Annotated in this window: 20 protein-coding genes and 4 pseudogenes; 5 read left to right on the top strand and 19 right to left on the bottom strand. The window is 55.0% G+C overall.

Annotation, left to right across the window (positions count from 1 at the left end):
- Window positions 1-7: 7 nt before the first annotated feature.
- On the top strand, window positions 8-1,585 hold the full coding sequence (locus C7W93_RS07550; RefSeq protein ID WP_108438190.1) for an IS66 family transposase: 1,578 nt from the start codon (window positions 8-10) through the stop codon (window positions 1,583-1,585).
- A 304-nt stretch (window positions 1,586-1,889) separates the two neighbouring features.
- Window positions 1,890-2,498 (top strand): annotated as a pseudogene (locus tag C7W93_RS25465) (transposase).
- A gap of 61 nt (window positions 2,499-2,559) precedes the next feature.
- Here C7W93_RS25465 and C7W93_RS07535 read toward each other — a convergent pair.
- The 17 genes from C7W93_RS07535 to C7W93_RS07450 form a co-directional block, all read right to left on the bottom strand.
- Window positions 2,560-3,786, bottom strand: coding sequence for a Gfo/Idh/MocA family protein (locus tag C7W93_RS07535; RefSeq protein WP_108439465.1), 1,227 nt, complete (start codon window positions 3,784-3,786; stop codon window positions 2,560-2,562).
- Window positions 3,787-3,847: 61 nt separating this feature from the next.
- The gene (locus tag C7W93_RS07530; RefSeq protein ID WP_108439464.1) at window positions 3,848-4,813 is read right to left on the bottom strand and encodes a PDR/VanB family oxidoreductase; all 966 of its coding nucleotides are present in this window, start codon (window positions 4,811-4,813) and stop codon (window positions 3,848-3,850) included.
- Between the two features lie 62 nt (window positions 4,814-4,875).
- Complete coding sequence (gene nadC / locus C7W93_RS07525; protein ID WP_108439463.1) at window positions 4,876-5,736, bottom strand: carboxylating nicotinate-nucleotide diphosphorylase; 861 nt, start codon at window positions 5,734-5,736, stop codon at window positions 4,876-4,878.
- Window positions 5,737-5,807: 71 nt separating this feature from the next.
- Window positions 5,808-6,797 (bottom strand): 4,5-dihydroxyphthalate decarboxylase, encoded by a 990-nt coding sequence (locus tag C7W93_RS07520; protein WP_108439462.1) that lies wholly within the window; start codon window positions 6,795-6,797, stop codon window positions 5,808-5,810.
- Window positions 6,798-6,815: 18 nt separating this feature from the next.
- Entirely contained in the window at window positions 6,816-8,132 is a 1,317-nt protein-coding gene (locus C7W93_RS07515; protein WP_108439461.1) for a Rieske 2Fe-2S domain-containing protein, read from the bottom strand.
- A 73-nt stretch (window positions 8,133-8,205) separates the two neighbouring features.
- Window positions 8,206-8,991 carry an ABC transporter ATP-binding protein gene (locus C7W93_RS07510; protein WP_108439460.1) on the bottom strand — a complete coding sequence of 262 codons (786 nt, stop codon included), beginning with the start codon at window positions 8,989-8,991 and terminating at the stop codon, window positions 8,206-8,208.
- A 9-nt stretch (window positions 8,992-9,000) separates the two neighbouring features.
- Complete coding sequence (locus tag C7W93_RS07505) at window positions 9,001-9,855, bottom strand: ABC transporter permease (protein WP_225869771.1); 855 nt, start codon at window positions 9,853-9,855, stop codon at window positions 9,001-9,003.
- Between the two features lie 24 nt (window positions 9,856-9,879).
- Window positions 9,880-10,881 carry an ABC transporter substrate-binding protein gene (locus C7W93_RS07500; protein ID WP_108439459.1) on the bottom strand — a complete coding sequence of 334 codons (1,002 nt, stop codon included), beginning with the start codon at window positions 10,879-10,881 and terminating at the stop codon, window positions 9,880-9,882.
- A 491-nt stretch (window positions 10,882-11,372) separates the two neighbouring features.
- Window positions 11,373-11,879, bottom strand: a complete 507-nt coding sequence (locus C7W93_RS07490) for a MarR family winged helix-turn-helix transcriptional regulator (RefSeq protein ID WP_108440530.1) — start codon at window positions 11,877-11,879, stop codon at window positions 11,373-11,375.
- Between the two features lie 965 nt (window positions 11,880-12,844).
- Complete coding sequence (locus tag C7W93_RS07485; RefSeq protein WP_108439457.1) at window positions 12,845-13,399, bottom strand: hypothetical protein; 555 nt, start codon at window positions 13,397-13,399, stop codon at window positions 12,845-12,847.
- Between the two features lie 76 nt (window positions 13,400-13,475).
- The gene (locus C7W93_RS25460) at window positions 13,476-13,820 is read right to left on the bottom strand and encodes a hypothetical protein (protein WP_108439456.1); all 345 of its coding nucleotides are present in this window, start codon (window positions 13,818-13,820) and stop codon (window positions 13,476-13,478) included.
- Window positions 13,821-14,304: 484 nt separating this feature from the next.
- Complete coding sequence (pyk, locus tag C7W93_RS07475) at window positions 14,305-15,723, bottom strand: pyruvate kinase (protein ID WP_108439455.1); 1,419 nt, start codon at window positions 15,721-15,723, stop codon at window positions 14,305-14,307.
- A 119-nt stretch (window positions 15,724-15,842) separates the two neighbouring features.
- Window positions 15,843-17,114: a glycerate kinase gene (locus C7W93_RS07470; RefSeq protein ID WP_108439454.1), complete on the bottom strand. Its 1,272-nt coding sequence runs from the start codon at window positions 17,112-17,114 to the stop codon at window positions 15,843-15,845.
- Between the two features lie 207 nt (window positions 17,115-17,321).
- The gene (locus C7W93_RS07465) at window positions 17,322-18,209 is read right to left on the bottom strand and encodes a 2-hydroxy-3-oxopropionate reductase (protein ID WP_108439453.1); all 888 of its coding nucleotides are present in this window, start codon (window positions 18,207-18,209) and stop codon (window positions 17,322-17,324) included.
- A 216-nt stretch (window positions 18,210-18,425) separates the two neighbouring features.
- Entirely contained in the window at window positions 18,426-19,403 is a 978-nt protein-coding gene (locus C7W93_RS07460; RefSeq protein ID WP_108439452.1) for a D-glycerate dehydrogenase, read from the bottom strand.
- Window positions 19,404-19,477: 74 nt separating this feature from the next.
- Window positions 19,478-19,915 (bottom strand): heme-binding protein, encoded by a 438-nt coding sequence (locus C7W93_RS07455; RefSeq protein ID WP_108439451.1) that lies wholly within the window; start codon window positions 19,913-19,915, stop codon window positions 19,478-19,480.
- A gap of 14 nt (window positions 19,916-19,929) precedes the next feature.
- A complete protein-coding gene (locus C7W93_RS07450; RefSeq protein WP_108440529.1) occupies window positions 19,930-20,943 on the bottom strand; it encodes a 2-keto-3-deoxygluconate permease in 1,014 nt (337 codons plus the stop codon).
- 374 nt (window positions 20,944-21,317) lie between these two features.
- Here C7W93_RS07450 and C7W93_RS07445 point away from each other — a divergent pair.
- Both C7W93_RS07445 and C7W93_RS07440 read left to right on the top strand, forming a co-directional pair.
- Window positions 21,318-21,569: pseudogene (locus C7W93_RS07445) on the top strand (GntR family transcriptional regulator); the annotation flags it as partial.
- Between the two features lie 10 nt (window positions 21,570-21,579).
- Window positions 21,580-22,473: pseudogene (locus C7W93_RS07440) on the top strand (MFS transporter); the annotation flags it as partial.
- Between the two features lie 116 nt (window positions 22,474-22,589).
- Here the strand turns inward: C7W93_RS07440 and C7W93_RS07435 are convergent.
- Window positions 22,590-23,486: a LysR family transcriptional regulator gene (locus tag C7W93_RS07435; RefSeq protein WP_108439450.1), complete on the bottom strand. Its 897-nt coding sequence runs from the start codon at window positions 23,484-23,486 to the stop codon at window positions 22,590-22,592.
- 108 nt (window positions 23,487-23,594) lie between these two features.
- A pseudogene (locus C7W93_RS07430) lies at window positions 23,595-23,795 on the bottom strand (SDR family oxidoreductase); the annotation flags it as partial.
- An 896-nt stretch (window positions 23,796-24,691) separates the two neighbouring features.
- Here C7W93_RS07430 and C7W93_RS07425 point away from each other — a divergent pair.
- A complete protein-coding gene (locus C7W93_RS07425; protein WP_370446444.1) occupies window positions 24,692-26,362 on the top strand; it encodes an APC family permease in 1,671 nt (556 codons plus the stop codon).
- The last annotated feature ends 16 nt before the right edge of the window (window positions 26,363-26,378 follow it).

Below are 26,378 nucleotides of genomic sequence, written 5' to 3'. Positions count from 1 at the left end.
TACGGGCATGTCAACGCCGCCCCACCTTCCCGACGATATCAGCGCTTTAAAAGCGATGATTACCGATCGTGATGCGGTCATTGCGTTGCACGGGGAAACGGTGGCGCAGCTACAGGACGCACTGTCCTCACATCGCATCGAAATCGAACACCTCAAGCTCTTCATCGCCAAACTCAAACGGCTGCAGTTCGGCCGCAAATCCGAGAAGCTGGACCGGCAAATTGAACAACTCGAATTACGGTTAGAAGATTTGCAGACAGAAGAAAGTGACGTTGCCAGCGCTGCCCCGGCAACGAAGCCAGTGCGTCCGAAGATACCACGCAAACCGCTACCGCCCCATTTGCCCCGGGACGAGAAGATCTATACGCCAGAGCATGCCGCCTGCCCCGATTGCGGTGGCGATTTGCGTCATCTCGGCAGTGACGTTGCCGAGCAACTTGAATTCGTCCCGGCCAGCTTTCGGGTCATCCGGCATGTGCGTCCCAAACTCGCTTGCACCTGCTGCGACTGCATCGTCCAGGCGCCGGCACCCAGCCGTCCGATTGCACGCGGTCTGGCGGGGCCCGGATTACTCGCCCATATTCTGGTGAGCAAGTTCGCTGATCATCTTCCGCTCTACCGGCAATCGGTCATCTATGCCCGGGAAGGTGTGGAACTGGATCGGGGATTATTGGCAGACTGGGTCGGTGCTGCCAGCAGCCTGCTGCGACCGCTGGTCGATGCGGTACGCCGTCATGTGATGGCAACGACCAAATTACATGCCGACGACACCCCGATCCCGGTACTGGCACCCGGCAATGGCAAGACCAAAACAGCCAGACTGTGGACGTATGTCCGCGACGACCGGCCATCGGGATCAACCGATGCCCCGGCAGTCTGGTTCGCTTACACGCCGGACCGCAAAGGTATCCATCCTCAGACCCATCTGGCGAAATTCGCCGGCGTTCTGCAGGCCGATGCGTATGCCGGATTCAACGCGATTTATGCAACCGGTCGTGTACAGGAGGCTGCGTGCTGGGCGCACGCGCGACGCAAATTCTTCGACTTGCATGCAGCACGGGCCTCGCCAATCACCACTGAAGCCTTGCGCCGCATCGGCGCATTGTATGAGATCGAAGCAAGCATACGTGGCAAACCGCCACAGGTAAGACAGGCAGTGCGCCAGGCGCAGTCGCGCCCGCTCATTGATGCGTTGGAAAGCTGGCTGCGGGCAAGTTTGTTGACGCTGTCGCGCAAATCCGATACTACTGCGGCGATCCTGTACGCCCTCAATTTATGGCCAGCATTAACCCGCTATTGCGACGATGGCAGCATCGAGATCGATAATTCGGCCGCCGAACGCGCATTGCGCGGTATCGCCATTGGACGACGTAATTATCTGTTTGCAGGCTCCGACAATGGCGGCGAACGTGCCGCCGCTATCTACTCGCTCATTGGGACGGCTAAACTCAATGGCGTCGATCCGGCAGCATGGTTGCGCTACGTCCTGACGCATATTGCCGATCATCCCGTCAATCAAATTGATGACTTCCTGCCTTGGAATCTGGCATCTAGGCTGGCGATCATATCTGCGCCAAAGCAATAGCCGCTGAAATGCGGGGCTGTCAATACGGCCTTTGAACGACGCTTACGTTAGACCGTGGTCAAGAAAACCTGTAATGCGACATGCGCTTCAAGCGCGTGGTTTTGATTAGGACTTGGCCAGCATATTCCATCAGGGACAGAGGCGAAAACCGCAATGAAAGTCCGGATATATGGCTGCAATCTTACCCTTATGCTCATCATCGATTTAATGCTTGGCAAACTGAGGGCGTCCATATATGTCGTATTAGCCGAGCCATCGGCCCGGATCAGGTAGACGTTGGCGCCCGCACACTTGCCTAGCCGTCATGCTCAGATTCAAAGGAATGCGTTTTCCGATCGATGTCATCCTGGTCTGCATCCGCTGATACGTGGCTTACCCGTTGAGCTACCGTCACCTCGCGGGAATGATGGAGGAGCGCGGCCGAATTTCAAGGATGTATCAACTTTACTTTGCATATCACCGAAGCAAAAATACAAACAAAAGAAGGGCTAATCCTGCAAATTCAATGACTTATGGATTTTGGGATGTTGGTAGTTTTACTTCGATTGACGGCTGCAGCTAGGCGGTTCTTCAACAAGGCTATCGGTGAGAACGGCGCGCCGGACAAAGTCACGATGGACAAGAGCGGTGCCAACAAAGCTGCCATCGACGAGATCAACCGCTACCAGGATGTCCAGATCACCGTACGCCAGGTCAAATACCTCAACAACATCGTCGAATAGGACCACCGTGCGATCAAGCGCGTGACCAGGCCTATGCTTAACTTCAAGTCCTCCGGTCTGCCAGTAATGGACTGACAGGCATTGAACTCATGCACATGATTCGTAAAGGACAGATGGTCGTCATAGCACAAAAGACGATGTCGTTTGCTGACCAGTTTTATGCTTTGGCAGGACAAATCCGTTTAGTTTAAAGGAGGATCAAAAACCTGCCAGCAGTCCAATTTTTCTCGGCTAACGCGACAGAACCATAATTCATGCGTCCGCTCTTGGAGCCGCGGGGGTGTGCCCCGGGGACACCGATTGATGCACCAAGGCGATCTCGCAATCGTTCGTCCCGGAGTCCAGCATTGCAATGCATATTTCAAGCGTGGCCTTTGCCCATCGTCCATCATGCGTAGGTGCCGTGCCGTTAGCGATCGCGTCATACAGCTCGTCTATGACTTCGGAACGGGGAACGGAAGGCGGCGCTAAGGTCGCATGCTCGCGCTTTTCGTTCCCATAGACGGTCACACCGCTTGGCAGGGGCCTCAAGTCGGCCTGTTCGCACGATACAATAATGGCGCCGAAGTGCTGGTGCTTCGCCGTTTCCGTCACTGCAACCGACGGCGGCAAATAGGCGGGGCCGCCATAGGTCGCCTCGTTTTTCATTTGCGCTTCCGCTTCGGCCGAGCCGATCGCCTTCAGGCGACGACGCCCCCCCCCGTACTGTTCAGGAGATTTTGGCAGTCCAAGTTCGCCTGACCATTCGCACCACTCATCGGAATCGAAGTGGGCATACCCACTGTAGGTCAGTGACGCGAATGTTCCATCCTCAAACCAAAGCAATGCCGTATAAGCACCTTCGGTCGGACGCGTGGCATCCCACTTGCCCAGGACGCAGCGCACGCGCACTGCACGGCTACCCGCGAGCATGCGCACGACATCTACCTGATGCGCCGCCTGGCTGTACACGACCCCCCCGCCTTCTCGGGTCGATAGTTCCTCGGCACGCCGGGGCCGAAACAGGAAATCGGTATGATTAATAGCCGAAATCATGCGAACCGCCCCAACCGAGCCGCTGTCGATGATGCTGCGCGCAAGCAGATACGGTGCATCGAAACTATGGCAATGACCGACGATCAGGACTACCCCATGCTCCTCACAGGCGGCAATCATCCGGTCGCATTCTTCCAGGCTGAGCGCCATCGGCTTTTCGACCAGAATATGCTTCCCCGCACGGGCTGCGATGCAAGTTTGTTGCGCATGAAGCTGATGCGGCGTGGCGATATAAACGACATCAATATTCGGATCTGCGACCAACTCTTCCAATGTCGCGTGGCCGACTGCATTGAAGTCCTTTGCAAACTGTTCCCGGGCGCTGGCACGGGGGTCGCAAGCGCCCGCGAGCAAGATCCGGGGATCGCCGAGGAAGGTGGGAAGCATGAGTGAAAATGCGCGGCCCAGCCCGACCACGCCAAGCCGGAGAACAGGCGCAGTCATGACGCTTCCCCGTGACAGGATTGGCCGCAACCTACACTGCGAATGATTGGCTTATCCATGATCAGCGATCGATCACAAGTTCGTGTGAACAAGCGCGCGAAACGCATACCATGATCTGTGTATCGTGTTCCTCCGGCATAAGCACCATGTCTCTATGATCTGCCGTCCCTGACAATAACGTCGTGCGGCAGGAGCCACAGGTGCCGCTTTCACAGGACGAAGGAACGCTCACACCCGCTTCACGCATCACCGATAAGATGGTTTTACCGACAGGGATCTCAAGACGTTTTTGCGAGCGCTCCAGCGTGATGAAAAATGCAGTGTCGTCGGGAAGGGGGATGCCACCTTCTGCGAAACTCTCGAAATGCACATTCAACGGAGACCAGTGCCCGGTCATATCGCGCACAGCGTCCATCAGACCTCGTGGCCCGCAACAATAGATGTGCGCACTGTTCGGCTTCTCGAGCACTGGCCACAGATCGAACGAATTTTTCCGCTCCCCGAAATCGTGGTGAACATGGACCTGCGCGCGTAACTCCGGTGTCGTCAACACATCGAGAAAAGCGGTCGTTTCGGGCGACTGGGTGAAATAATAGAGTTTCCATGGCGACGCCAGTTCGTCCAGCGAGCGTATCATCGACAAGATGGGTGTGATGCCGATGCCGCCCGCAATAAACAGATAGCGCTTCGCGTCCGGCCGCATGGGAAAAGCATTTTCCGGCAACGACACCTTCAGCGTATCTCCGACCACCAGCTGGTCGCACATGCTTGTGGAGCCTCCGCTTCCCGCAGCGTCGCGCTTGACCGAAATGATGTACATACTCGTGTGGCGCGGGTCATTACACAGTGAATATTTCCGGATCAGTCCTGACGGAGTCTGCACCTTGAGATGGGAACCCGGCGTGAATGGCGGCAGCGTTTCACCCTGCGGGTGCATGAGGGTAAAGCTGCGAATTCCGACTGCGGCGTCGTGGACGCCTGCGACCTTCAGCGCCAACGTGGGCGTGAAGAATTCCTGATCAATCATTTCATGCTCCAAAATCAAAGAGGTACTGCACGGTGACGCTGTCATGGTTCGCGCAAGCTGCTTCAGCAGACAATACGCAGTGAGAGGTCGACGGCCTGAAGGTCTTTCGTCATCTTGCCGGTCGAAATACGGTCAACGCCGGTTGCCGCAATCTGTGCGATGGTGTCAAGACTGACTCCGCCTGACACCTCGAGGACAGCGCGGCGCGCGTTGAGTGCGACCGCTGCAACCATATCGCGCATTTCGAAGTTGTCGAGTAATATGTTGACAACGCCTGCTGCCAGCGCTTCAGAAAGTTCAGACAAGTTTTCAACTTCAATCTGAATCGGGATGCCAGCGTTGAGAGCCTGCGCCTGCGCGACTGCCTGGCGCATTCCCCCGCATGCTGCAATATGATTTTCCTTGATCAAAATGCCATCCCACAAGCCAAAGCGATGATTGCTGCCGCCACCCGTTCGCACGGCATATTTTTGCGCCTGGCGCAGGCCGGGAATGGTCTTGCGGGTATCGAGCACGATACAGCCAGTCGGATTCGGCGACACGCCATGGATCGCGTCAGCGAATGCTCCGGCCGAAGAAGCTACAGCGGACAACAACTGCAGAAAATTCAGCGCCGGGCGCTCCGCGCTCAGCAGCGCACGGGCATTGCCCGTGAGCTTGCACAGCTCGGAGGACGCCTCAACGCGAGCGCCCTCCGGGTAGCGCCAGACGATTTGCGCCTGTGGATCAAGCGCCAGTACGCAAGCATCGAACCATTCGCGGCCGCAAAGAATGGTAGCCTCCCTGGCAACCACCGTCGCAGTTGCCTGACATTCCGGCGCTACCAGTTGCGCAGTCCAGTCCGCGATGCCGATGTCCTCTGCCAGCGCATCGCGCACATTGCGCGCGCGCGCTTGTTCCAGTGTTTCATTATGGTCAAACATGTCGATTCCGATCACATTACCCGGCCGTGCGTCGTCGCGCGACGGCCAGGGTTGGGTTAAACTCGCCGCCGTCAGATTTTGAAGGACTCGTAGGTTCCCGGATGGAACAGTTCACTGACGTCCACGAGGCGCTTCGACAATCCCTGGGCATGATGGGTACGCAGGAAGGTTTCAAGCGTCTTGCGGTTGGCGTCGACGCCATACGACCAATAGTCCGATCCCATCGTGTCGCGTGCCGCTTTCAACTGCTCTTCCACGAACGGCAAGGTGACTTTGGTCGCCGAGGTATCGCTAAGGCTGTGCAATGCAGAAGCTTTTGCCTTCTCGAACGCTTTCAACACCGCTGCCGGCAACCATGGATGCTGCTCGGCGAGTGCTTTGCGGATGCCCACCACGTGCATGATCGGGAACACGCCGGTACGCCTGTAGTAATCTTTTGCCACCGCGGTCGGATCGTCAAACAGCCAACCGACTTGCGGATTACTGGCGGCTGCCCCACTTGGCGGCCGGGGGGCGATAAAGGCGTCGATTTCACCCCGGTCGAGCATGTCGGAGATCGTGCGATCTGCCGGCGCATCAATCATCTTGACGTCGGGCGGAAGCTGCAACTTGATTTTCTCGGGCCGCCCGGGTTCATCGATGCCGCCGCGCACCCACGTTACATCTTCAGGTTGTATTCCATAGTCATCGGACAGAATCGACCTGGCCCACACGATGGCGGTGAGCTGATATTCCGGAATTCCGATGCGGCAACCCCGCAAGTCTTCGGGCCGCTTGATCCTGTCCTTGCGGACATAGATCGACGTGTGGCGGAAAGCCCGCGACAGGAAAATCGGCAGCGCAATGTACGGGCTTTCATCTTTTGCATGCTTGACCAGATAGCTGGAAAATGACAACTCACTGATATCGAAATCGACGCTGCGAAAGGCCCGAAAAAACATCTCTTCCGGTGACAAGGTCATATACACCGGATCGACGCCATCGATTTGCACTTCGCCATCCAGCAATGCACGCGTACGGTCATAATTGCCCATCGCGATGGATAAATTTAATTTGGACATATAGTTCTCCGGGCCATCTCAGGCGGTAGTTTTATAGTTCGGTTCGAGATTGTCGTGTTCATCGGCGGACCAGACATAGCTGGCCCCGAAGGAGCGCCAGTCGGTAGTCTTTGGCACGATTGCCTGGAATGCGCAGGTTCCGGATGGAATCGCAAGGTCGGCGGTGCCGATAGCCGGCTTGCCTTCCCGGAATGCGCGGACTGCGTCGAGCATGATGCGGCGGAACTCGACGATGGCCAGGTCACTGGCGCCCAGCCGATCATCACTACGGTCAGCGATCGGCCCCATCGTGACCCACATGGCAATATCCTGGTTGGGAAACCCGGTAATGCCGGTAAAATTGCCGGCTTTCATCGCCTGGCGGTCTTGCCAGAAATGATTCTCCCGATTACGCAGCGGGACATATTTTTCGTCCAGGTCGACGCCGATACGCGCGCCAAGGAATTTACGCCAGGTCTCAGTGTCGGGCGTGGTCGCCGGATTGCCCCACGCGATAAAATAAAACGCGGTATGCGTGTCATCCATGGGGACGTTGATATTGGCGACGTTGTACAGATTGTTGGGGGGAATCAGCGCAGTTGCAGGGGCAACGAACACCGTCGAGCGCACGTAGTCGTGTGACGCCGCATTCGTCAACGGCCGACGCAGCGCGGCATAGCGGAAGCCGTAGCTGGTGCGATCGATCTGCATGCGCGGGGCTTTGTCGGTCGACGGACGCAACCAGTTCTTTTCATTCGCCTCTGCACCGCCGACCCGCGCCGGAACGAAATCCGACGAATGCAGACTGGAGCTGTGGGCGGAATCGATGGCGCCTTCGAGGATCTGTGCCCAGTTGCACGGGATCAGCACTTTGGCGATGCTCACCTTGACTTCCGCTTTCGGCGCCCAGGCCGGCGGGGTAAATGGCGGGATGTCGTCCTGCGGACCCATGTAGGCCCATACCAGACCAGCCCACTCAATCGTGCGATAGGCAAGATGTTTCATTTTCGACGCCATGTTGCTGGCGGCCGGCTCGGATACCATCTCGATGATGGTTCCCTCGACATCCATCTTCCAACCATGGTAGAGGCAGCGCAAGCCGCACTCTTCATTGCGGCCGAATACCAGCGAAACGCGCCGATGCGGACAATATTCGTCCATGACCCCCACGCGCCCGTTGGTGTCGCGGAACACGACCAGGTCCTCACCGAACAGCGTGGCCTTGACCGGTGCCCCGTCAGGTTCGCTGACCTCCTCCACCAGACAGACCGGGGTCCAGTGGCGCCGCATCAGTTGCCCCATGGGCGCATCGCCTTCAATTCTGCAAAGCAAATTATTTTCTTCTTTGGTCAACATGATTCTTTCTTTTTCAGTTATTTCAATCCGATTCCTTACCAGCGCCAGGCGTGCAAGTAATGGCGCTACCGCACTAGCATTCGACGAGACTGGTGGCCGCAAACTCGCTCAGTGATCGCTCGAACACTTCAAGCACTTCAGACTCGATGGCGTGCAGCTCGCTGCTCCCATATATGCGCGGTCGCGGGAGATCGATCTTGATAATCGACGCAATGCGGGTTGGCTTGGGTGTATAGATAACGATACGATCAGCCAGATAACAGGCTTCGACAATATCGTGGGTCACGAATACCACCGTTCGTCGGTCGCGCGTCCAGGTCGACACCAGCTCGGAGCGAAGGTGACGGGCGGTCATCTCGTCGAGTGCGCCGAACGGTTCGTCCATGAGCAGTAAGTCTGGATTACGCACGTATGCGCGTGCAATTCCTACCCGGTTTTGCATTCCGCCGGAGATCTGATGCATGTAAAAATTTTCATACCCCGCCAGATTGACCAGCGCCAGGACATCCCGGATGCGCTGCTCTTCGTCTTTGACCTGCCGCCCCGATTCACCGCGCAAAGCGAACAGCAGATTTTCCCGCACTGTTCGCCAGGGCAGCATTCTCGATTGCTGAAAAACGTACCCATAGTTAGGTTTGCGATCCCGGACCGAAACGCCATCGACCTTGATCTCACCGGCGGTAGCATCGAGCAAACCTGCTATGCAATTCAGCGTGACCGATTTGCCGGACCCGGAAGGGCCGAGCAAGCAGATGAACTCGCCGTCGTCAACGTGGAAGCTGACGTCGTCTACCACCTTGAGGGCGCGGCCTGCTGACTCGAATTCCTTCGTCAAATTAGATACTTGAATGCTACTCATCTCATCTCCTTAAGATTTCTTCCAACGCGTTGCCAACATCTCCAGCGGCACGATAAACAAGCGATCGGAAATGAGCATCAGGATGACCAGCCAGACAGTCCAGGCAAAGACTTCATTCGGACGGCTGAATTCCCAACCGACATACAGGTTGTATCCGACACCCCCACCTCCGGCCCCACCAGCGAACAGCTCTGCGAGAACACTGATCTTCCAGCACATGCCAAGCATGGTGCGGCTGGCACTCACCAGATAGGGCGTCAGGCTTGGAAAAACGATATGGCGCAGCGTCATGTAACGATTGGCTCGCACCGACTTCGCCATGCCCAGCAACTGTGGGTCGATATTCTTCAGGCCGCTGGCCACGTTGAACGAAACAATGGGAAACGCGGCGACGACAATGGTGAAAATAACCGAAAACCTGGACATGCCAAACCAAATCAACGACATAAGCGCCCAGACCACGTAAGGAACGGTTTGCGTAAAGTTGAGCAGCGGGCTGGTAATTGCCGGAAACCGCGCCAATGCAAACCCAATGGCGGTGCCCAGCACAATCGATACGACCGAACCGACGACAACTGATTTGGTCGTTGTGACCGATGCCGTCCAGAGCGACCCGTCATTCGCGAAACCGATCAAGGTATGGAAAATCGCGCGCAACGGTGGAAAGACATAGGCCGGCTGTGTGGCAGCAAGCGCTTGCCACAACAACGCCAATACTATAAAAGGCAATATCGCGAACAGCATCCGTCGGAATGGTTTCCGCCATTTTCCCGGTCCCGGCTGCTTTTTGAGTTCGGGGCTGCCGGCGAAATGACTGGCTCGTGGTTGACCGGGCATTGCTGCCGCCTGATTCGAATTTTTCATATTATTCTCCTTCGCTCACAAGCATTACAAACGCGTCCAGAATGCGGAAGCTTTGACCGGCTCCTGCAACTGCTTCACTTCCAGCAGACGGTCGTACATGTTTTGCGCGCGCTTGATGAGTTGAGGATCATTGGCGGACTTGATCACATTAGGCATGTAGGGAATCAACATTTCCTTCGCCTCGGCAGTGGTGATTTTCATGTCAGGCATGTTCTCAACCAGGGCTTGCGACGCGAGGTCGACATTGGCCGGCAAGTTTGCCAGCATTTGCTCCATCACCGCGATGAACTTGGCAGCGGCGGCACGATTTTTCTGAATAAATTCATTTCGTCCGGTAATCACGAGCGCGATAAATGGCTCGCCGAAACGCTTTTGATACAACTCGCCAGGGCGAAACAAAACTTTCACGCGCCCGGTCTTGAGTGCGCCGGTCAGATACGGTTCGTAGATCGTCGCGCCTTCAATGTCTCCCTTGTCGAGTGCCGTAAGCAGCGCCGAAGGAGGCAATGCGGAGACCTTTACTTCACGCATGAAGTCCACGGACTGGGTCTTGAATGCGAGATACGTCACAGCAAAGTTGGCGCCCGAAAGCGATACCACGCCGAAACGTTTTCCCTTGAAATCGGCCGGCTTGCTGAGTTTGGAATCTGGCCGTGCCACAACCGCCCAGATATCGGCTGGAGTAACAGCACGCAGAACGGTGATCGGTACCCCGGAACTGTACAACTGCGCGGCGTTAACCGCTCCCATGTTGATATCGATATCGATGGCATTGCCCTTGATCGAATCGTATTTTTGGCTTGACTGGACAAATGTTGTCAGTTCAATGTTAAGACCGGCCTTCTTGAATGCGCCGGTTTTCATTCCCAGGCTTAACGCTGCTGCTGACACATCGCTGGATACCGTCGAACCAACGCGAATGTTTGTCTGGGCGAAGGCCGGATTAGCCAGATAAAGAGGAAAAAGCAGGGCGACGAACAGGCGTGAGCCTGCGGACACGCGTTTCCCGAGTGATAGTTTAAACATACAGTCTCCAAATAGTTGCTTGTCGAAAATATTTCGAATTTGCGCTACGCTGGCGCCCAAGGTTTTTCAGCCCGATAAACCCAGATGAATGTTGTTAATGACGGACATTCCCTTACGACTGACAAAGTTCACGATGAAGAGCATCAATTAACTTAGTAGGCTAAGTAAATAATATCGACTTTGGCAAGGAATGTCTAACGTTTTTTGAGATTTATTGAGTGGGTACGAAAAGGGATATCCCGCGACGGCGTCGGACTGGGATGGCCTAGGAGGGCATGATGGGGATGCACAGATAGTGGGCACTCGGCAGCGCCGTGCAGCGCTGGGAATACCTGCCGAAAGGGATCAAGAAGAGACGCTTCAGAAAGCGACGGTGCTGCGGAGCTGGCGCACCTGGTCAATGAGCTTGCGTACAGGGAATGTGTGGTGATTCACGTAGCCGGGGCACTATTGCTCAGGTACGGTTCCTGTCAGAAAATCCGCTGACCGCGCTAGCCGTTTCTGGTCGATCGCTGTTGTGCTATTTCATCTTCGGCGAGGTTGGCGATGATACATAACAGGACTCGCTTGGTTGTCGCCAGATCTGCAGCGGAAACGCCACGTACGCCTATTTTATTGACCTCTTGCGCGAGAGGAATCAGGGCAACGCGCAGCTCGGCTCCGCGCTCGGTCAGGTAAACGTAATTGTTCTTGTTATTGCCGGGCATCCGGCGCCGCTCAACAAAGCCTTGCGCCTCCATCGCCCTCACTGCAGCGAACGTTGTCGGCTCCATCACCCCTGCCTCTTCACTCAACTGGCGCTGTGTCAGACCGTCTTTCTCCCAAAGGACGCGCAGGAACGCCCACTGCCCAAACGGAATGGCATGGTCCGTCAAACGGGACTGGAGGGCGCGGACAAATGCTCTAGTTGTATCTTTAACAATATGTGCCAACCGATCATTGGAAACAGCCGTTTGCCAATGTCGAAGGTTATTTTGCGTCTCGGCAGGTATCGCCATGATTGTCTTTCCAACGTTATTCGCTCGATCTATATAGTATGGGGGATGACATTGGCGATGTAAAGTTGCGTGCTTCCGGCCCTTTACTGCCGGCGAGTCATTGGTGATTGCGAAAAACATGCGAGCCGACGCTAAGCTGTCGGCCTTGCCGGGATCAAATCCCGAGCCGGCAAAGATAATCCCGCTGACCGCACCGCGCTGTACGCAAGTAGCAGCATCTCCGGCCGACCTCAGGCCGCGTAACGGTATGGCAGCGACATGAACCTCTTCAAGACCGGGCGTCACCCGAAGTAATTCTCCAGCGTGTTCTGCGTTTGATCAGTGCCGCTCCGTGCCCCTTTCCGGCACCGACTCGCCTGGGCACAGCACTATCACGCGCAGCTTCAGTCCATGCGCAGTTGCCAATATAAAAACGCCATGATGCACGGCGTCGGTACCCGTTCGCCTGTTTCACCCCTGAGCAAACGCTGATACCAGCAGCGTGATTGCGGGTAACATTTTCGCCAGAACCATCGCGCGTGCGTCCAAATTCGTGACACCCGCTCAGCGCCATGATGGCCGGAATGCCGCAATTCTAAAACACCGTGAGCAAGTTTATGAAGCGGCAAAACTGCGGCACCCGGAGCGCTGGTCAGGAGCTACCCGGGATAGGATCAGGTCATCCTGGACAACGAAAAGCGACATATGAAATCGCCAGAGCAAAACGTCCAGAGCGCTGGAAAGGTGCTACGCGAGACAGGACGTGGATTCGCCAGGTCAGCCTCATTCCGGACCGCGATTACTGCCGGAAAACGAACTGGAAATAGAAGCGATTTAATTCAAATTTTACTAACTGTCTTGACAGACACCGCTTGTCGTCAAATAAAGTACGGGCAAGGATTTCTTTCTTCCATTGGCTCACCATCACCGGATGAACGCCATGCTGCTGCGTGATCTCGTTGATCGTTTTAATGCCGCGTACCTAACTAGCGGCGCTTGATTAAGCCCCCGGCGCGCACTTTGCGCGATACCGAGGGGGCGGCATCATCCTTCGGATGAACGATCATAGCCGCGGCTTCCAGTTGCGTACAGCGCTGCCGCGACGCAGCAAGCGCTTCTTCTGCGGCGCCCAAGCGCCCCCGGACACCAGCGAGCTCGGCATCGAGCGCAGATGCACGCTGACCATACGTCACCACGCTGGATTTGTTCTTGGCATCGACCCGGTCGAATTCCGCTTTCCAGTGGCGCGATTCCACGCGTGCTTCATCGATCTGCAACAGGGCGTGCTTGCGTACCCCGTCGAGCTCGGTGATCCGTGCCGCGTATTCGGCTTCCTTGCGTGCGAAATCGGTCGTCAGGGCAGCGATGCGTTCATCGCGGGCAAGCAGCTGGCCAGCGTGACGCTGCTCGATTACGGCCGCGGTGGTACGCATCTCAGTCAGCGATTCTTCCAGGCGCCGGATGGCCTCGCGGGCGACGTCAAATGCGTGCTCAACTTGCTCAGTGCGCTGATTTGCTTGCGCGATCAGTGCTGCGGCCAACCTGACTTTTTCTTCGGCGGCGTTGACCAGCAGTCGATTTTCAGTACGCTCAGTATTCAGATTCTCTAACGCAGATTCACTCGCTTGCTACTCTGACCTGCACTAGGTAATGTGCGCCTTCGTCGGTCCAGCGCATCTGGCGATGTTTGGCCATGCGGTGGCTAATGACGAGGTTCACTGCCGATTCGGCGATGCTGCTGCTGATGGGCAGGCCCTTTCGATACCGGGCACCATAGTTGACGAGGGTGTGCGTATTGCCACGAATATAGCCGACAACATTACGCAGATTCCACCACAGCGTTGAGAATTCGTAGTCTTCCCGGCACAATAGCCGAGCCTCCAGTGCCTTGATCCGCGCGACCGCCTGGCTCCCCGCGACGGCTTTGTTGAATTCTCCCGCATCGTCGCAGATCACCGTCACCCGCTCATCCGGTGCTACCCCACAGTGTCTGAGAAACTGATCCAGCCGCGCTGCTGCCGAAGTTACTTCCTTGTGTACATAGGCATATACGTGAGGCGATCCTTTTACTAAAGTCGCATGACCGTCTCCCGCTATTCAAATATCAACAAGATTACCGCAGTTGGGCGCTGCCGAAAAGAATGCGGTCGCGTTTTTATCTTGTCATCTCTCCAGGTTTTGCACGCTCTCGTTGACGCGGATGGATAGCGGAACCCGCTGTAAATATTGGAATTTGGCACTCCGCTATTCTATGAAATCTTGGGTATACGCGTTAAGTTGACAGCACCATTTTGACCCAGCCTGCCGGAATTCCTAGACCCACCCGCATGCTAAGCAAACGATTGCTCACTGCGGGATTTGAGAAGTGGGATATGGGGCAGTTAAAATCAGCAGCGTGGGTCAAAATAACATCAGCGCCACCAAGGCTAGTGTCACGCGTCAATTTTCAGGCCTCGATTTCCGCAATACGTAACAGGTTGGTGCTTCCAGGCTGCCCAAACGGCATGCCGGCGGTGATAGCAATCTGGTCGCCGCTTTGCGCAAACCCCTCCTCACGCGCCACACGGGCGGCGGTCGCCACCATCTCATCCACGTTGTGCACATCGGCACTGACCGTAGAATGGACGCCCCATACCAAGGCCAGGCGCCGTGCGATGGCCAGGTTGGGCGTGATGCTCAGGATAGGCGCCGTAGGCCGCTCGCGGGCCGCGCGCAAGCTGGTATGCCCAGAGGTAGTGTAAGTAACGGTTGCCGCTGCGCCGATGATGTTTGTTACATTGCGCAAGGCCGAGCAGATCGCATCGCCGCGCGTCGGCATCGGCAATTCGTACTGCGCATCGATCAGGTTGCGATACAGTGGATCGTGTTCCACTTCGATAATGATGCGATCCATCATCGACACCGCCTGTACCGGAAAGCTGCCGCTGGCGGATTCAGCCGACAACATGACAGCGTCGGCACCATCGTAGATCGCACTGGCCACGTCGGATGCCTCAGCCCTTGTCGGCGTTGGGGCGGCAATCATCGATTCGAGCATTTGTGTGGCGACGATACTCGGTTTGCCGTGTTGACGGCAGGCCCGCAGGATCCGCTTTTGCGCGCCCGGCACCCGCTCCGGCGGCAGCTCGACGCCAAGATCCCCACGTGCCACCATCACCGCATCCGACAAACGTACAATTTCTTCCAGTTGATCGAGTGCTTGCGGCTTTTCCAGCTTGGTCATCAGGCTGGCGCGGCCGCCGACAAGCTCTCGCGCCTCGAGCAAATCTTCCGGACGTTGAACGAAGGACAAGGCTACCCAGTCGACCCCCAATGACAAGGCGAACGCCAGATCGCGCCGGTCCTTTTCCGTCAGCACCGGAATCGGTAACACTGCGTCGGGCACGTTGACGCCCTTGCGATCAGACAGTGGGCCGCCGGTGATCACGCGTGTGCAAATCCGCTGCCCATCGCTGGCCAGCACTTGCAAGTGCAGCTTGCCATCGTCCAGTAACAACGACTGACCAGGCGCGATCACTTCAAATAACTCCGGATGTGGCAGGCACACGCGCTGTACCGTACCAGGTGAGGTATCGCAGTCGAGCACGAATTCGCTCCCCGCCGTCAGGGTGATCCTGCCTTCGGCAAACGTACCGATGCGCAGCTTGGGCCCCTGCAGATCCGCCAGAATCGCGATCGGGCGGCCAAGTTTGCGCTCCACTGCTCGCACGATTTCATAGCGTGCCTGATGGTCCGCGTGCGAGCCATGGCTGAAATTAAAACGGAACACGTCGGCTCCGGCTTCAAAAAGTGCCTGGATTGTCTTTGTGTCGGAACTTGCCGGACCGAGCGTTGCGATTATTTTGGCGTTACGTTGGCGTCGCATGCTGAACTTCCTATGGATCGAACGATTAAGGGGTGACGCGGATTCCCATGGAGGGGAATGCATCGGGTTTCGGAACATTCCAAAAATCTATAGCTCGCGGGAATGCCTGGATAGGTCGATTAAAGAATCAAGATAGCCCGAAAATCATTGACGTTGGTGAGCGTCGGGCCGCTCACAACCAAATCGCCGAGTGCGCTGAAAAAACCATAACCATCATTGTTTTCGAGCAATGTGGTTGCACGCAATTCCTGCTTTACTGCGCGCGACACCGAGTCTGGCGCATATAAAGCGCCGGCATTGTCTTCCGAACCATCGATGCCGTCGGTATCGCATGCAATCGCATAAATACCGGGGTAGCCATCCAGCGCCACCGCCAGGCTCAGCAAAAATTCTGCATTACGTCCGCCCCGGCCGTTGCCGCGTACAGTCACTGTTGTTTCCCCACCCGATAGCAAAACGCATGGTTTACTGAATGGCTGCCCGCGCCGGGCAATTTGTTTTGCAAGGGCCGCATGTACCAGTGCGACGTCACGCGCTTCGCCCTCAATCTCGTCGGACAGGATGTAAGGCGTAATGCCTGCCGCTCGCGCAGTCTCGGCGGCTGCTTCCAGTGCATCTTGTGCAGTGGCGATCACATGATCGAGATTGCGTGCAAAACGTATATCGCCAGGCTTGGGCGTCTCGCCAGCGCCTGATTGCAGATGCTGCGACACAGTTTCCGGCACGTCGATGCCATATTTCTGCAAGATCGCGAGTGCTTCAACGCAGGTGCTTGCATCTGGTAGCGTCGGGCCACTGGCAATGATGCGTGCATCGTCGCCGGGAATGTCGGAAATCATCAGAGTCACCATGCGTGCCGGTGCACAAGCCAGCGCCAGACGGCCACCTTTGATCGCCGAGAGGTGCTTGCGCACGCAATTCATTTCAAAAATCGTCGCGCCGCTTTTCAGCAACTCCTTGTTAATCGTCTGTTTTTGTTCAAGTGTGATCCCCTCCGCCGGCAGCGCCAGTAAGGCCGAGCCACCGCCCGAAATGAGACACAACACTAAGTCGTTTTCGGTCAAGCCGCGTACCATCTGCATCATGCGTTCGGCTGCAGCGCGTCCAGCTTGATCCGGCACCGGATGCGCGGCTTCCACCACTTCGATCCGTGTGCAATCGGCCCGATGCCCGTAGCGTGTCACGACCAGCCCGGAAATTTCTCCTGGCCAGTTTTTTTCTACTACTCTGGCCATCGCAGCCGCGCCTTTGCCGGCGCCGATCACCAGGGTCCGGCCATTCAGCGAAGGCTGAGGCAGAAAGGGCGGCAGACATTTTTCCGCACTCACGGTAGCGACCGCGCTGGAAAACAGATCGAGTAGAAACTGGCGCGGATTTACAATTGAATCCATATCGGAAATTCCTTTCATGCGCGCAACGGTATAGAGAACGTTAGTCCATTTACGTCAAGGCAAAACTGAACAGGCCATTGAAGAACTGCTATGTGACCCGGCTTTGATCTACGGTGCGCGATGGCCACATACACTTTTTCTCCTTGACCAAAAGCTGAAGCGCCCAGGGTAAGGTCGCTCCCTACATTTTTCAACGGCCTGTTACGCTTAGGTCTTGGCAATTTCGTGATTCGACATGAGTTCAATCGCGCGGCACAGTGCCGAGTGGTCCTGGCCACTCATGCCGTTGGCAGCACATGCGTTCATCAGTTCCTGAACGTTGGCGGTATTGGGCAACGACACGCCGAGTGCTTTGGCGCCTTGCAATGCCAGGTTCAGATCCTTTTGATGTAGTTCGATACGGAAGCCCGGATCGAAAGTGCGCTTGATCATGCGCTCCCCATGCACTTCAAGTATACGGGAGGATGCAAAACCGCCCATGAGCGCCTGACGCACCTTGGCAGGGTCGGCACCCGCTTTCGACGCGAACAGCAACGCCTCGGCCACCGCCTGAATAGTCAGCGCAACGATAATTTGATTGGCTACTTTTGTGGTCTGTCCATCGCCATTATCACCGACCAACGTGATGTTCTTGCCCATCAGTTCCAGCAAGGGCTTAACCTTGTTAAACGCGCTTTCCGGGCCACCGACCATAATTGTCAGTGAAGCCGCTTTTGCCCCGACCTCACCGCCAGACACTGGCGCATCCAGATAGTCGCAGCCGAGTGCGTTGATTCGCTTGGCAAAATCCTTGGTGGCGATCGGTGAAATAGAACTCATGTCGACCACGATTTTGCCGGCGGACAAACCGTTAGCAATACCTTTTTCACTAAATAGTGCCGCTTCCACATGTGGAGTATCCGGCACTATGACGATGATAATGTCGGCCCGCTTCGCGACTTCCTCGCCGGAGGTGCAGACCGTAGCGCCGCGCTCGACTATGCTGACAGGCGGATTTTTTATATCGTACACATATAACTCATGTCCACCTGCCTGCAAATTCGCTGCCATCGGCGCGCCCATGATACCCAACCCAATAAATCCAATTTTTGCCATTATTTTCTCCAATTTTCAATAAATTCTTATATGCCGTTAATGGCTTCTGTCGCATTCATTTTTTTGACCTATGACCTATGACATACGCGCTACGATATATGGGACAGTGATCATCTATCGACACAACCTAAGGTGTATCCATTTCTGATTTTTTAGTTAATACGGCAGACTAAAATTAGTGCATAACAACCTCGAAGTTGAGCGAGGTCAGGCGGATCACTTGAGTACTTCCGGATTGATACAGGTGTGTGGCGGCTCGCCCTTGAGCACGCTAATCACATTGTCGGTCGCAATCTTACCCATCGCCAGCCGTGTTTGTATGGTCGCCGAAGCAATGTGCGGAACGATGACAACGTTGTCGAGCTCGGCTAAGCCTGCTGCGATGTTAGGCTCCTCTTCGAACACGTCCAGCCCTGCACCCCAGATGACCTTGTTGCGTAACGCCGCGACAAGGGCTTGCTCGTCGATTAGTGGGCCACGCGCCGCATTGATCAGTACCGCGGTCGGTTTCATCGACGCCAGCTCTTTTGCGCCAATGTAGTGATGAGTGTCCGGCAGTAGCGGCAGATGAAGCGACAAGAAGTCCGACTCGCGCAGCAGCGTTGCCTTGTCGACGAAGGTCGCCCCGTATTGGCGTTCGAATTCGGGTTCGCGCACGGCATTGGTGTAGATCACCTTCATGTCGAAGGCCGCTGCCTTGCGCGCGAATTTTGAACCGATCCGACCAAGCCCCGCGATGCCAAGCGTCTTGTGGTCTACATCCTGTCCAATGAAGGCCATCGGTGCCCAGCCATGCCACTGGCCTGCGCGCACATAGCGCTCCGACTCCGAGATGCGACGTGCGGTGGCAAGCAGGAGCGCCCACGCATGAGTGGCGGTCGCGTCATCTAGCACGCCGGGCGTGTTGGTCATTATCACGCCGCGCTGCGTGGCAGCTTTCAGGTCGAAGTTATTGAAGCCGACTGCATAGTTCGCAAAGATCTTGCATTGCGGTCCGGCGGCATCGAGCACCTCGCCGTCGACCTTATCCGTGAGCAGCGTTATGACCGCATCGCGGCCGCGCACCTGTTGTAGAAGTTCGTCGCGAGTCAGCGCCCGGTCATACGGGTTGACCTCGACATCGTGAAACTGGCGCAAGGCGTCAATGGTTTCCTGCGGAATCATGCGGGTGATGTAGACGTTGGATTTCAACATGTTGTAGTTCCTGGTAGTTCCTGGTGCAAACACCCCGGGCCAAGCGGTACCGGGGAAGGATCGGTGCGACGGCGTCAGCTTGTACCGTGCGGGTCGTGGTATTGCGTGATAAAGCCCGCGCTGCCATCGGCGAGCGCCTGGTCTTCAACCGGTGATAGTCCACTGATGCCGATAGCGCCCAGCACGCGACCAGCGGGATCGGCGAGCAGCGCGCCGCCGGACAATGCGGTTAGCAAGGGATCGCAAAAGAAACCAATCGGAATATCTTCTTTACGCAGCCGGCCGAGAAATGCGGTAGTCGTGCTACCCATGCGGGTCGACGTATAGGCCTTTTGCTGCGCCAGTGAAATGCTGCGCACCGGCGCGCCGTCGGCGCGCCCAAAGCCGATCAGAAATCCGTAAGCGTCACACACCGCCACGCAAATCGGTTTATCAAATTTTTGTTTAGCCTGCCCGATCGCATACGCGAGTAGGTCTTGCGCCAATTTCAAATCCAATTTTAAACTTTCCATCTATACTCCCTGTTTCAAAGATTAACGGTCGCTTGCGGACGATCGATTGGCTCTTCAGGTGAATAATTCAACGGGTTCTCGACAGGCACGAAGCCCTGCAACTTCTTCTTGACGCGACGAGCTATGTAGGCAGTCAGCACCGGCGTCAGAAGCGCGGTCACGATCACCGAGGCGGCGACCTGGATCGTAGCCATAGGTGCGATCGCCGCGAAGGACGGGTCGGCAAGCGCAACCGCCTGCGGTGTGCCGGCAGCATTGCCAGCGGTACTCGATGCAGCCGCGCCCGCGATACCAGAGCCGCCCAGCAGACGGTCGGCAATAATACACACAAGGCCGGTGATCACGACAACCGCAACGCCGAGCAGTATCCCAGGCAAGCCGGCGGTCGTGACCGCCTTCAAATTAATGCCCTGGCCGAGTGTGAATGCCATGAACGGGACGATCAGCGGCTCGTGGGAACCGAAAAAATCACGTGTTTCCTTGTCGAGGTTACCGAGGAGCGCGCCCGCGAAGATCGGGGCGATCACCGACACCATGGTCAACCACGGAATAACCGCGAGCCCGGCGCCGACCAGCACCAGCATCGTTAAGCATGGGCCGGTTTCGACGCTCTGCACGACATAGGTACCGGCGTCGTCCTTGTTGCCGAAGGTACTAGTCAAGGCCAGAAACATGCCGCCGTTGGTGTCACTCATCGCGGCAAGCACAGCTAGGGTGGTCAGGCCAAGCAGGTTGCCATGGAACAAATGGGAGACCCCTAATGCAAGGATCACCGCGATGCCAACTTTCGCCAAGAGGATGCCAAAGCCACGCTTTAGCATCGCCGGCGCTGCTCGCAAGGTCATCTTGGTGCCGACGGTGAACAAATACATCCCTAGAATCGTTGGGTAGCCCACGTTGGTCAGCGCTTGTGTGAAGCCGCCGATCTTCAGCGCGTTTGGAATGAAGGTATTAATCAACATACCGATAAACAGCGGCACGACCATCATCCCGCCAGGTACTTTATTAATCGCTTGATAAATTCTCACGTTTGTCATCCTCCTCGATTTAAGGTTGTCTCCGGCCCTGTCACGGGTCGCGAATTTTATTTATGGCATGTTGTAATTTTGTGCGAAACCTTTTATACCGACATGATTGTTATTTATTTCTCCTGAAAATTTATTGGATTTTGAATGCAAAATACTTTATCAGGAAAAATCTATATCGCAAAGGTAAATTTCCAGTGTGATCAAATTTCTAAATATTGCGACTTAAAAAGTTAAAACTCAGGAAGTATTAAGGTGAGAACCATATTCTGACACTACTTGCTAGTAAGGAATTTTCTGTCATGCGTACAATTAAGTGGTAAAGCTAAATATGTAGAAAATAGGAATTTTGAATGAAAAATACAATTTAGGCCGAAATGTCATTGCCAACTGGGCCTTTGGTGCCAAGAGTAGAGCGTCAAAGACTTCACGATACGGTGGTGGAGCACCTGCGCAATCTCATCGTCGAGGCGATTCTTGTTCCAGGCATGAAACTAAACGAACGCGAGCTATGCGAAACGTTATGAATATCTCGGACGCCTCTACGCGAGGCGATGAAAGTGCTTGCAGCAGAAGGATTGATCGAGATATCACCGAATCGCGGCGCCTCGGTATCGAAGATGTCGGAGAACGCGATTTGAATGGGCTGGCGCGGTGTTGATTTCGGTTGAACATGGGGCACAGGATAAGCGCGGCAGAAATGCTTCGTGGACACAAGTTGGGCCATCCTTCGGCACTTTGCTGGGGACCGGTTTTGTCGCGTTGATTACCTATCTGCTGACGCCTGATCAGTTTCTTGACTGGGGCTGGCGTGTGCCGTTTCTGGCGAGCTTATTGTTGGTTGCTTTCGGTTTCTGGATTCGCCGCGGTGTTGAGGAAACGCCGAAGTTCAAAGAAATGGAAGCAAATCATAGCAAGGCTGCTGCGCCTGTCAGCGACGTATTCCGTCATTACTGGCGGCGTTTGCTGCTGGCCGCTGGCGCGCGGATCGGCTCTGACGTGTTTTATGCTTTGGTGGTCGTGTTCACGCTGACTTATGTGACGACTGCGCTGAATCTATCGCGGACGCTGGCACTGACGGCGATCATGATCGGCACAGCGTGCAACGCGTTGGCAGTCCCATTATTTGGTGCCTTGTCGGATCGTATCGGACGACGTCCTGTGTATGGTTTGGGAGTAGCACTGGCGCTGATATGGGCGTTTGTCTTCTTTGTTCTGCTCGATAGCAGCAAGCCGATGCTGATTGTGGCGGCGGTGGCTGGTGGTTTGATTATTCACGCCATTATGTATGGTCCTCAGGCAGCGTTTGTGACCGAGCAGATTCCCACCAGAGTCCGTTATGCCGGTTCATCGCTGGCTTACACATTGGGCGGGATTGCCGGTGGCGCGTTTGCACCGTTGCTGATCGCCACTTTGTATCGTTCTTATGGTTCGACGTTGGCTGTTTCTTTGTATGTCTGTGTTGCGTTAGTGCTTACCGGTATAGCGTTGCCGGCGGCGCGTGAAACAGGTAAATCGCCGTTGGAGGAGTGATGGGTTTGTTTTTGTAGTACGTAGTTAAGTGATGCAAAACTAATCGAAAGGATCTTCCTTTCGATTGGTGTATCTGCTGCATTTTCAGTGCTCATGCATGGCAGCCGTCGCTGCCGTCACGTATCCAATACGCCAGTTAGTTTCTGCGCCAAAAAGCTCACCAATGCGCTAATGCGTGGTGCCAGTGCTCCCTGTTTATAGAATACGGTCCAGACCGGTTGGCTCCAGGGGAGTGTTTCCTCTGCGAGGATTGGGATCAGGCGGCCGCTTGCTACATCGTTGTGCGTTAGAAAATCGGCCAGACAGGCGATGCCTGCGCCGGCTAATGTTAGGTGTCTTAGCGTTTCGCCGCTGGAGGCTGCGATCTCGGGTTGTATTAATAGGCCAGCGCCGCCTTGTTGCGGTAGCGGCCAGATATTTAGTGATGTTGGTGCGGTAAAACCTAGTAGTCGGTGGTTGTTTAGTTGGCTTATATTTTCTGGCGTTCCATGGTTTGCCAGATAGGCTGGGGATGCTAATAATCGCAGTTGGCTGCTGCCCAGACGTCTTGCGTTTAGGGTTGAGTCGGCTAGTGGGCCAATTCGTATCGCCAGATCGATCCGTTCTTCTATTAAATCAATGACGGTTTCTCCGCTAATCAGTTCTAGTCTTATCAATGGGTAAGTGTCCATGAATTCGGCTGCTAGTGGCGCGACTAGGTGATCGAGAACTGGGGTTGCGGCGTTGACGCGGACTAAGCCGGAAGGTTGGGATAGGCGGGCGGTTAGTTGTTCTTCTGTGTCTTGTAAATCGGAGAGGATTTTTCTGGCGCGGGTTAGTAGCCATTTGCCTTCTTCGGTTAGATCGAGACGGCGGGTTGTGCGGGTGATTAGGGCCATGCTTAGTTGGGTTTCTAGCCGTGACACGGCGCGGCTTATGCCTGAGGGGGTTTGGTTTAGTCGTTCGGCTGCTGCGGAGAATGAGCCAGTGTCGATGACTGCTACGAAGGCAATTAGTGTGTCTACGTTTAGCATTGGTGACTCCTGATCAAAAGTGTATTGTAGTTAACATGGTTTTTCTTTGATAGGGGAGGGTCAGCCTATCCATAGTGTTGTTGCTTTACTTGGTTAGTAGCGTCGTTATCAAATCATTCCGCCGTTGGCGCGCAGGGTTTGTCCGTTGATCCAGCTGCCATCCGGGCCTGCAAGAAAAGCGACAGTCGCGGCGATATCGTCAGGCTGACCCAGGCGTTCTAGCGGTGCCAGCTTGGCAAGGCGATCGATCAATTCTGGCAATTTGCCGGTCAGGAACAAATCGGTAGCAGTTGGTCCTGTGACGATGGCTACTTTTTTGTCGATGTTGGGCATATGAATTTTCTTTAAGTTAGTTTTAGAGCTACTTGCGGCGACTGCCTTTAACGCAGTGTGAGAGGCAGTGAGAGCAGTATGCCGTGGTATTTATCTGGGATAAACTAGCGAAAATTGCTTAGACTATTCAATAATTGCCAACAATAAGGCTACGCCGATGTGTTTGTGTGTGATGAGTTAATACGAGAATGCGCGTGTTTTGGCGATGAAAATGGTGCCAAAGGGATGGGTTCACATCGGAAGATAAGGCGCGGGAGAGTGAGTGCATCCCTGATCATGCAGCCTCGCCGGGTCGCGAAGGACGTACATCCTAGTCCTGGCTGAGATGATTAACTCTACCTAGTTAGGAGTAACTATTATGAGCAATATACTTAGTTTGTCAGATAGTTATGCTTAACCTTTGGCCTTACTCATCTCCTCTTGCTGACTATGCTTGCTTTATAGCCCCTCTTATACGCAGTGGGTGCCATGTTAAAAATAGAGGTTTTTCGAGACGGCCTTATCGGAGGGCACGGCAATGGCAACAGATCCGAAGCATGGCATCCTATTTGAACTCTTCACAGTTTGCGCATCAACATGCCGCAACCCACTTACCAAGTCCCGGACTGCATGGTCACTGGCGCTAAAAAGCCCGGCTCATCTGCAGTTCCCTGCTGAGTGAACGCTGTCGGTGGCTTGCCACCATACCCTCAAAATACGACCACGCCGATCCACCGTCGGACGACATCCATTGGCAGCTCGCAGGCCCATGGGAAGGGGACGCCGCGCACAATCTATGCGTGATAAAAATAATATTTATACATTCGGCGCCTACGCCGGTACGATTTTTTAGGAGACAAAATGTGAATACAATTAATTCAAATGCAGGTATTTTGCAGCAAGGGGTGGCCGAAAGTGGCGTCCAGGATGGCGGATTACATAGAACAATTAGCTGGACCGGGGCATTCTGGGCAGCCAGTGGTGTTCCCGCTTTGGTACTTTTTAATATTGGCGCGTTGTCCTCCACGGTTGGCCAGCCAGCCTGGATACTGTGGATATTGTCGATCCTGATGGGGTTTGCGCAATGTTTTACCTATGCGGAAATAGCTGGGCTATTTCCGCATAAATCGGGCGGAGCTTCTGTCTATGGCGCGATCGCCTGGGTGCGGTATAGCAAATTTATTGCGCCCATTTCGGTCTGGTGTAACTGGTTCGCGTGGTCGCCGGTGCTGGCGCTGGGAACCTCTCTGGCGGGCGGTTATATTCTGACTTCGCTATTCCCGGCGGATGCTGCTATCAATACCTGGTCGTTGGTATTGGTGCATCTGGACTTCGTCCAACCCGGCCTGTCGTTAAGAATTAACGCGGTCGCTATTTTAGGTACGCTTTTATTGCTGATTGCGTTCGCGATTCAGCATCATGGGATTTCCAAGGCGACCAAAACCCAAATGATTCTCGGTGTGACGTCGTTGTTGCCACTGATCCTCATCGGTATTGTTCCGTTAGTCACTGGCGATATGCCTAGTCAACATTTCTTCCCGCTGTTGCCTTTGGCGCACGACGCTTTAGGTAAAGTAATTTTTGGTAGTTACAACATGCCCGGCGTCACACTGATTGCTGGCGGTATGTTTATTGCCGCTTGGGCGACCTACGGTTTTGAGACTGCGGTGTGCTACACCAGCGAATTTAAAGACCCTAAAAAAGATACTTTCAAAGCGATTTTTTATTCAGGCTTGCTGTGTATCGGCGTCTTCAGTTTGTTGCCTATGGCATTTCAGGGACACTTGGGTCTTGGTCAGCTTGTGACGCCAGCGGTGGTCGATGCGGCGGGTGTTGTGACCACGCCCGCGGTGTATGGCGGCATGCTGGATCCCGGTTTGTATGACGGCACCAGCGTTGGCCTGATATTGGCAAAAATGGTCGGCGGTGGCGCTGTCATTACCAATGTTATCGTCGCCATGTTGGTCCTGTCGCTGATGCTGGCGGTCATGACTTCAATGATGGGCTCATCGCGGACTTTGTATCAAGGTTCGGTCGATGGCTGGCTGCCGAAGTATCTTTCGCGCGTCAATTCACACGGCGCACCGACTGCGGCGATGTGGACTGATCTGACTTTCAATCTGGTATTGCTGATGATGTCCAACAACATCATGTTGCTGGCAATCGGTAACGTCGGTTATCTGATTTTCAACTTCCTGAACTTGCAATCCGGTTGGATTCATCGTCTGGATCGTGGCAATTGGAACCGTCCTTACAAGGCTAAAAACTGGTTGCTCGGCCTTGGTGCGGTGTTCGGGTTTGTTAATCTGGCCTTCATGGGCATGGGTGCCGATATCTGGGGTCCTGGCACATTGCGCAACGGATTGATCTTTGCTGCGCTGATTGTGCCAGTGTTTATGTATCGCCATTTTGTGCAGGACAAGGGTAAATTTCCGGCGGCTTTTGCCAAGGATATGCATCTGGACGATGACGTCAAGACGCATGGCGGCTGGCTTCCTTATGCGGCATTGGTGCTGGCAGTTGTTGTGGTCTGGGTGGCGCATAGCTATGCCGTGTTGCCTTAATTCACGTAGTCGGTAG

Source organism: Glaciimonas sp. PCH181 (genome assembly GCF_003056055.1).
Lineage (GTDB): Bacteria > Pseudomonadota > Gammaproteobacteria > Burkholderiales > Burkholderiaceae_D > Glaciimonas.
This window is presented reverse-complemented; position numbering and strand designations above follow the sequence as displayed.

What these genes read in the sequence shown, in the direction of transcription:
- pyk (WP_108439455.1), bottom strand. Translation starts at nt 15,723, where the DNA reads ATGCGACGCCAACGTAACGCCAAAATAATCGCAACGCTCGGTCCGGCA.
- C7W93_RS07515 (WP_108439461.1), bottom strand. Translation starts at nt 8,132, where the DNA reads ATGTTGACCAAAGAAGAAAATAATTTGCTTTGCAGAATTGAAGGCGAT.
- C7W93_RS07455 (WP_108439451.1), bottom strand. Translation starts at nt 19,915, where the DNA reads ATGGAAAGTTTAAAATTGGATTTGAAATTGGCGCAAGACCTACTCGCG.
- C7W93_RS07510 (WP_108439460.1), bottom strand. Translation starts at nt 8,991, where the DNA reads ATGAGTAGCATTCAAGTATCTAATTTGACGAAGGAATTCGAGTCAGCA.
- C7W93_RS07550 (WP_108438190.1), top strand. Translation starts at nt 8, where the DNA reads ATGTCAACGCCGCCCCACCTTCCCGACGATATCAGCGCTTTAAAAGCG.
- C7W93_RS07535 (WP_108439465.1), bottom strand. Translation starts at nt 3,786, where the DNA reads ATGACTGCGCCTGTTCTCCGGCTTGGCGTGGTCGGGCTGGGCCGCGCA.
- C7W93_RS07505 (WP_225869771.1), bottom strand. Translation starts at nt 9,855, where the DNA reads ATGAAAAATTCGAATCAGGCGGCAGCAATGCCCGGTCAACCACGAGCC.
- C7W93_RS07530 (WP_108439464.1), bottom strand. Translation starts at nt 4,813, where the DNA reads ATGATTGATCAGGAATTCTTCACGCCCACGTTGGCGCTGAAGGTCGCA.
- C7W93_RS07465 (WP_108439453.1), bottom strand. Translation starts at nt 18,209, where the DNA reads ATGGCAAAAATTGGATTTATTGGGTTGGGTATCATGGGCGCGCCGATG.
- C7W93_RS07500 (WP_108439459.1), bottom strand. Translation starts at nt 10,881, where the DNA reads ATGTTTAAACTATCACTCGGGAAACGCGTGTCCGCAGGCTCACGCCTG.
- C7W93_RS07490 (WP_108440530.1), bottom strand. Translation starts at nt 11,879, where the DNA reads ATGGCGATACCTGCCGAGACGCAAAATAACCTTCGACATTGGCAAACG.
- nadC (WP_108439463.1), bottom strand. Translation starts at nt 5,736, where the DNA reads ATGTTTGACCATAATGAAACACTGGAACAAGCGCGCGCGCGCAATGTG.
- C7W93_RS07460 (WP_108439452.1), bottom strand. Translation starts at nt 19,403, where the DNA reads ATGTTGAAATCCAACGTCTACATCACCCGCATGATTCCGCAGGAAACC.
- C7W93_RS07470 (WP_108439454.1), bottom strand. Translation starts at nt 17,114, where the DNA reads ATGGATTCAATTGTAAATCCGCGCCAGTTTCTACTCGATCTGTTTTCC.
- C7W93_RS07435 (WP_108439450.1), bottom strand. Translation starts at nt 23,486, where the DNA reads ATGCTAAACGTAGACACACTAATTGCCTTCGTAGCAGTCATCGACACT.
- C7W93_RS07520 (WP_108439462.1), bottom strand. Translation starts at nt 6,797, where the DNA reads ATGTCCAAATTAAATTTATCCATCGCGATGGGCAATTATGACCGTACG.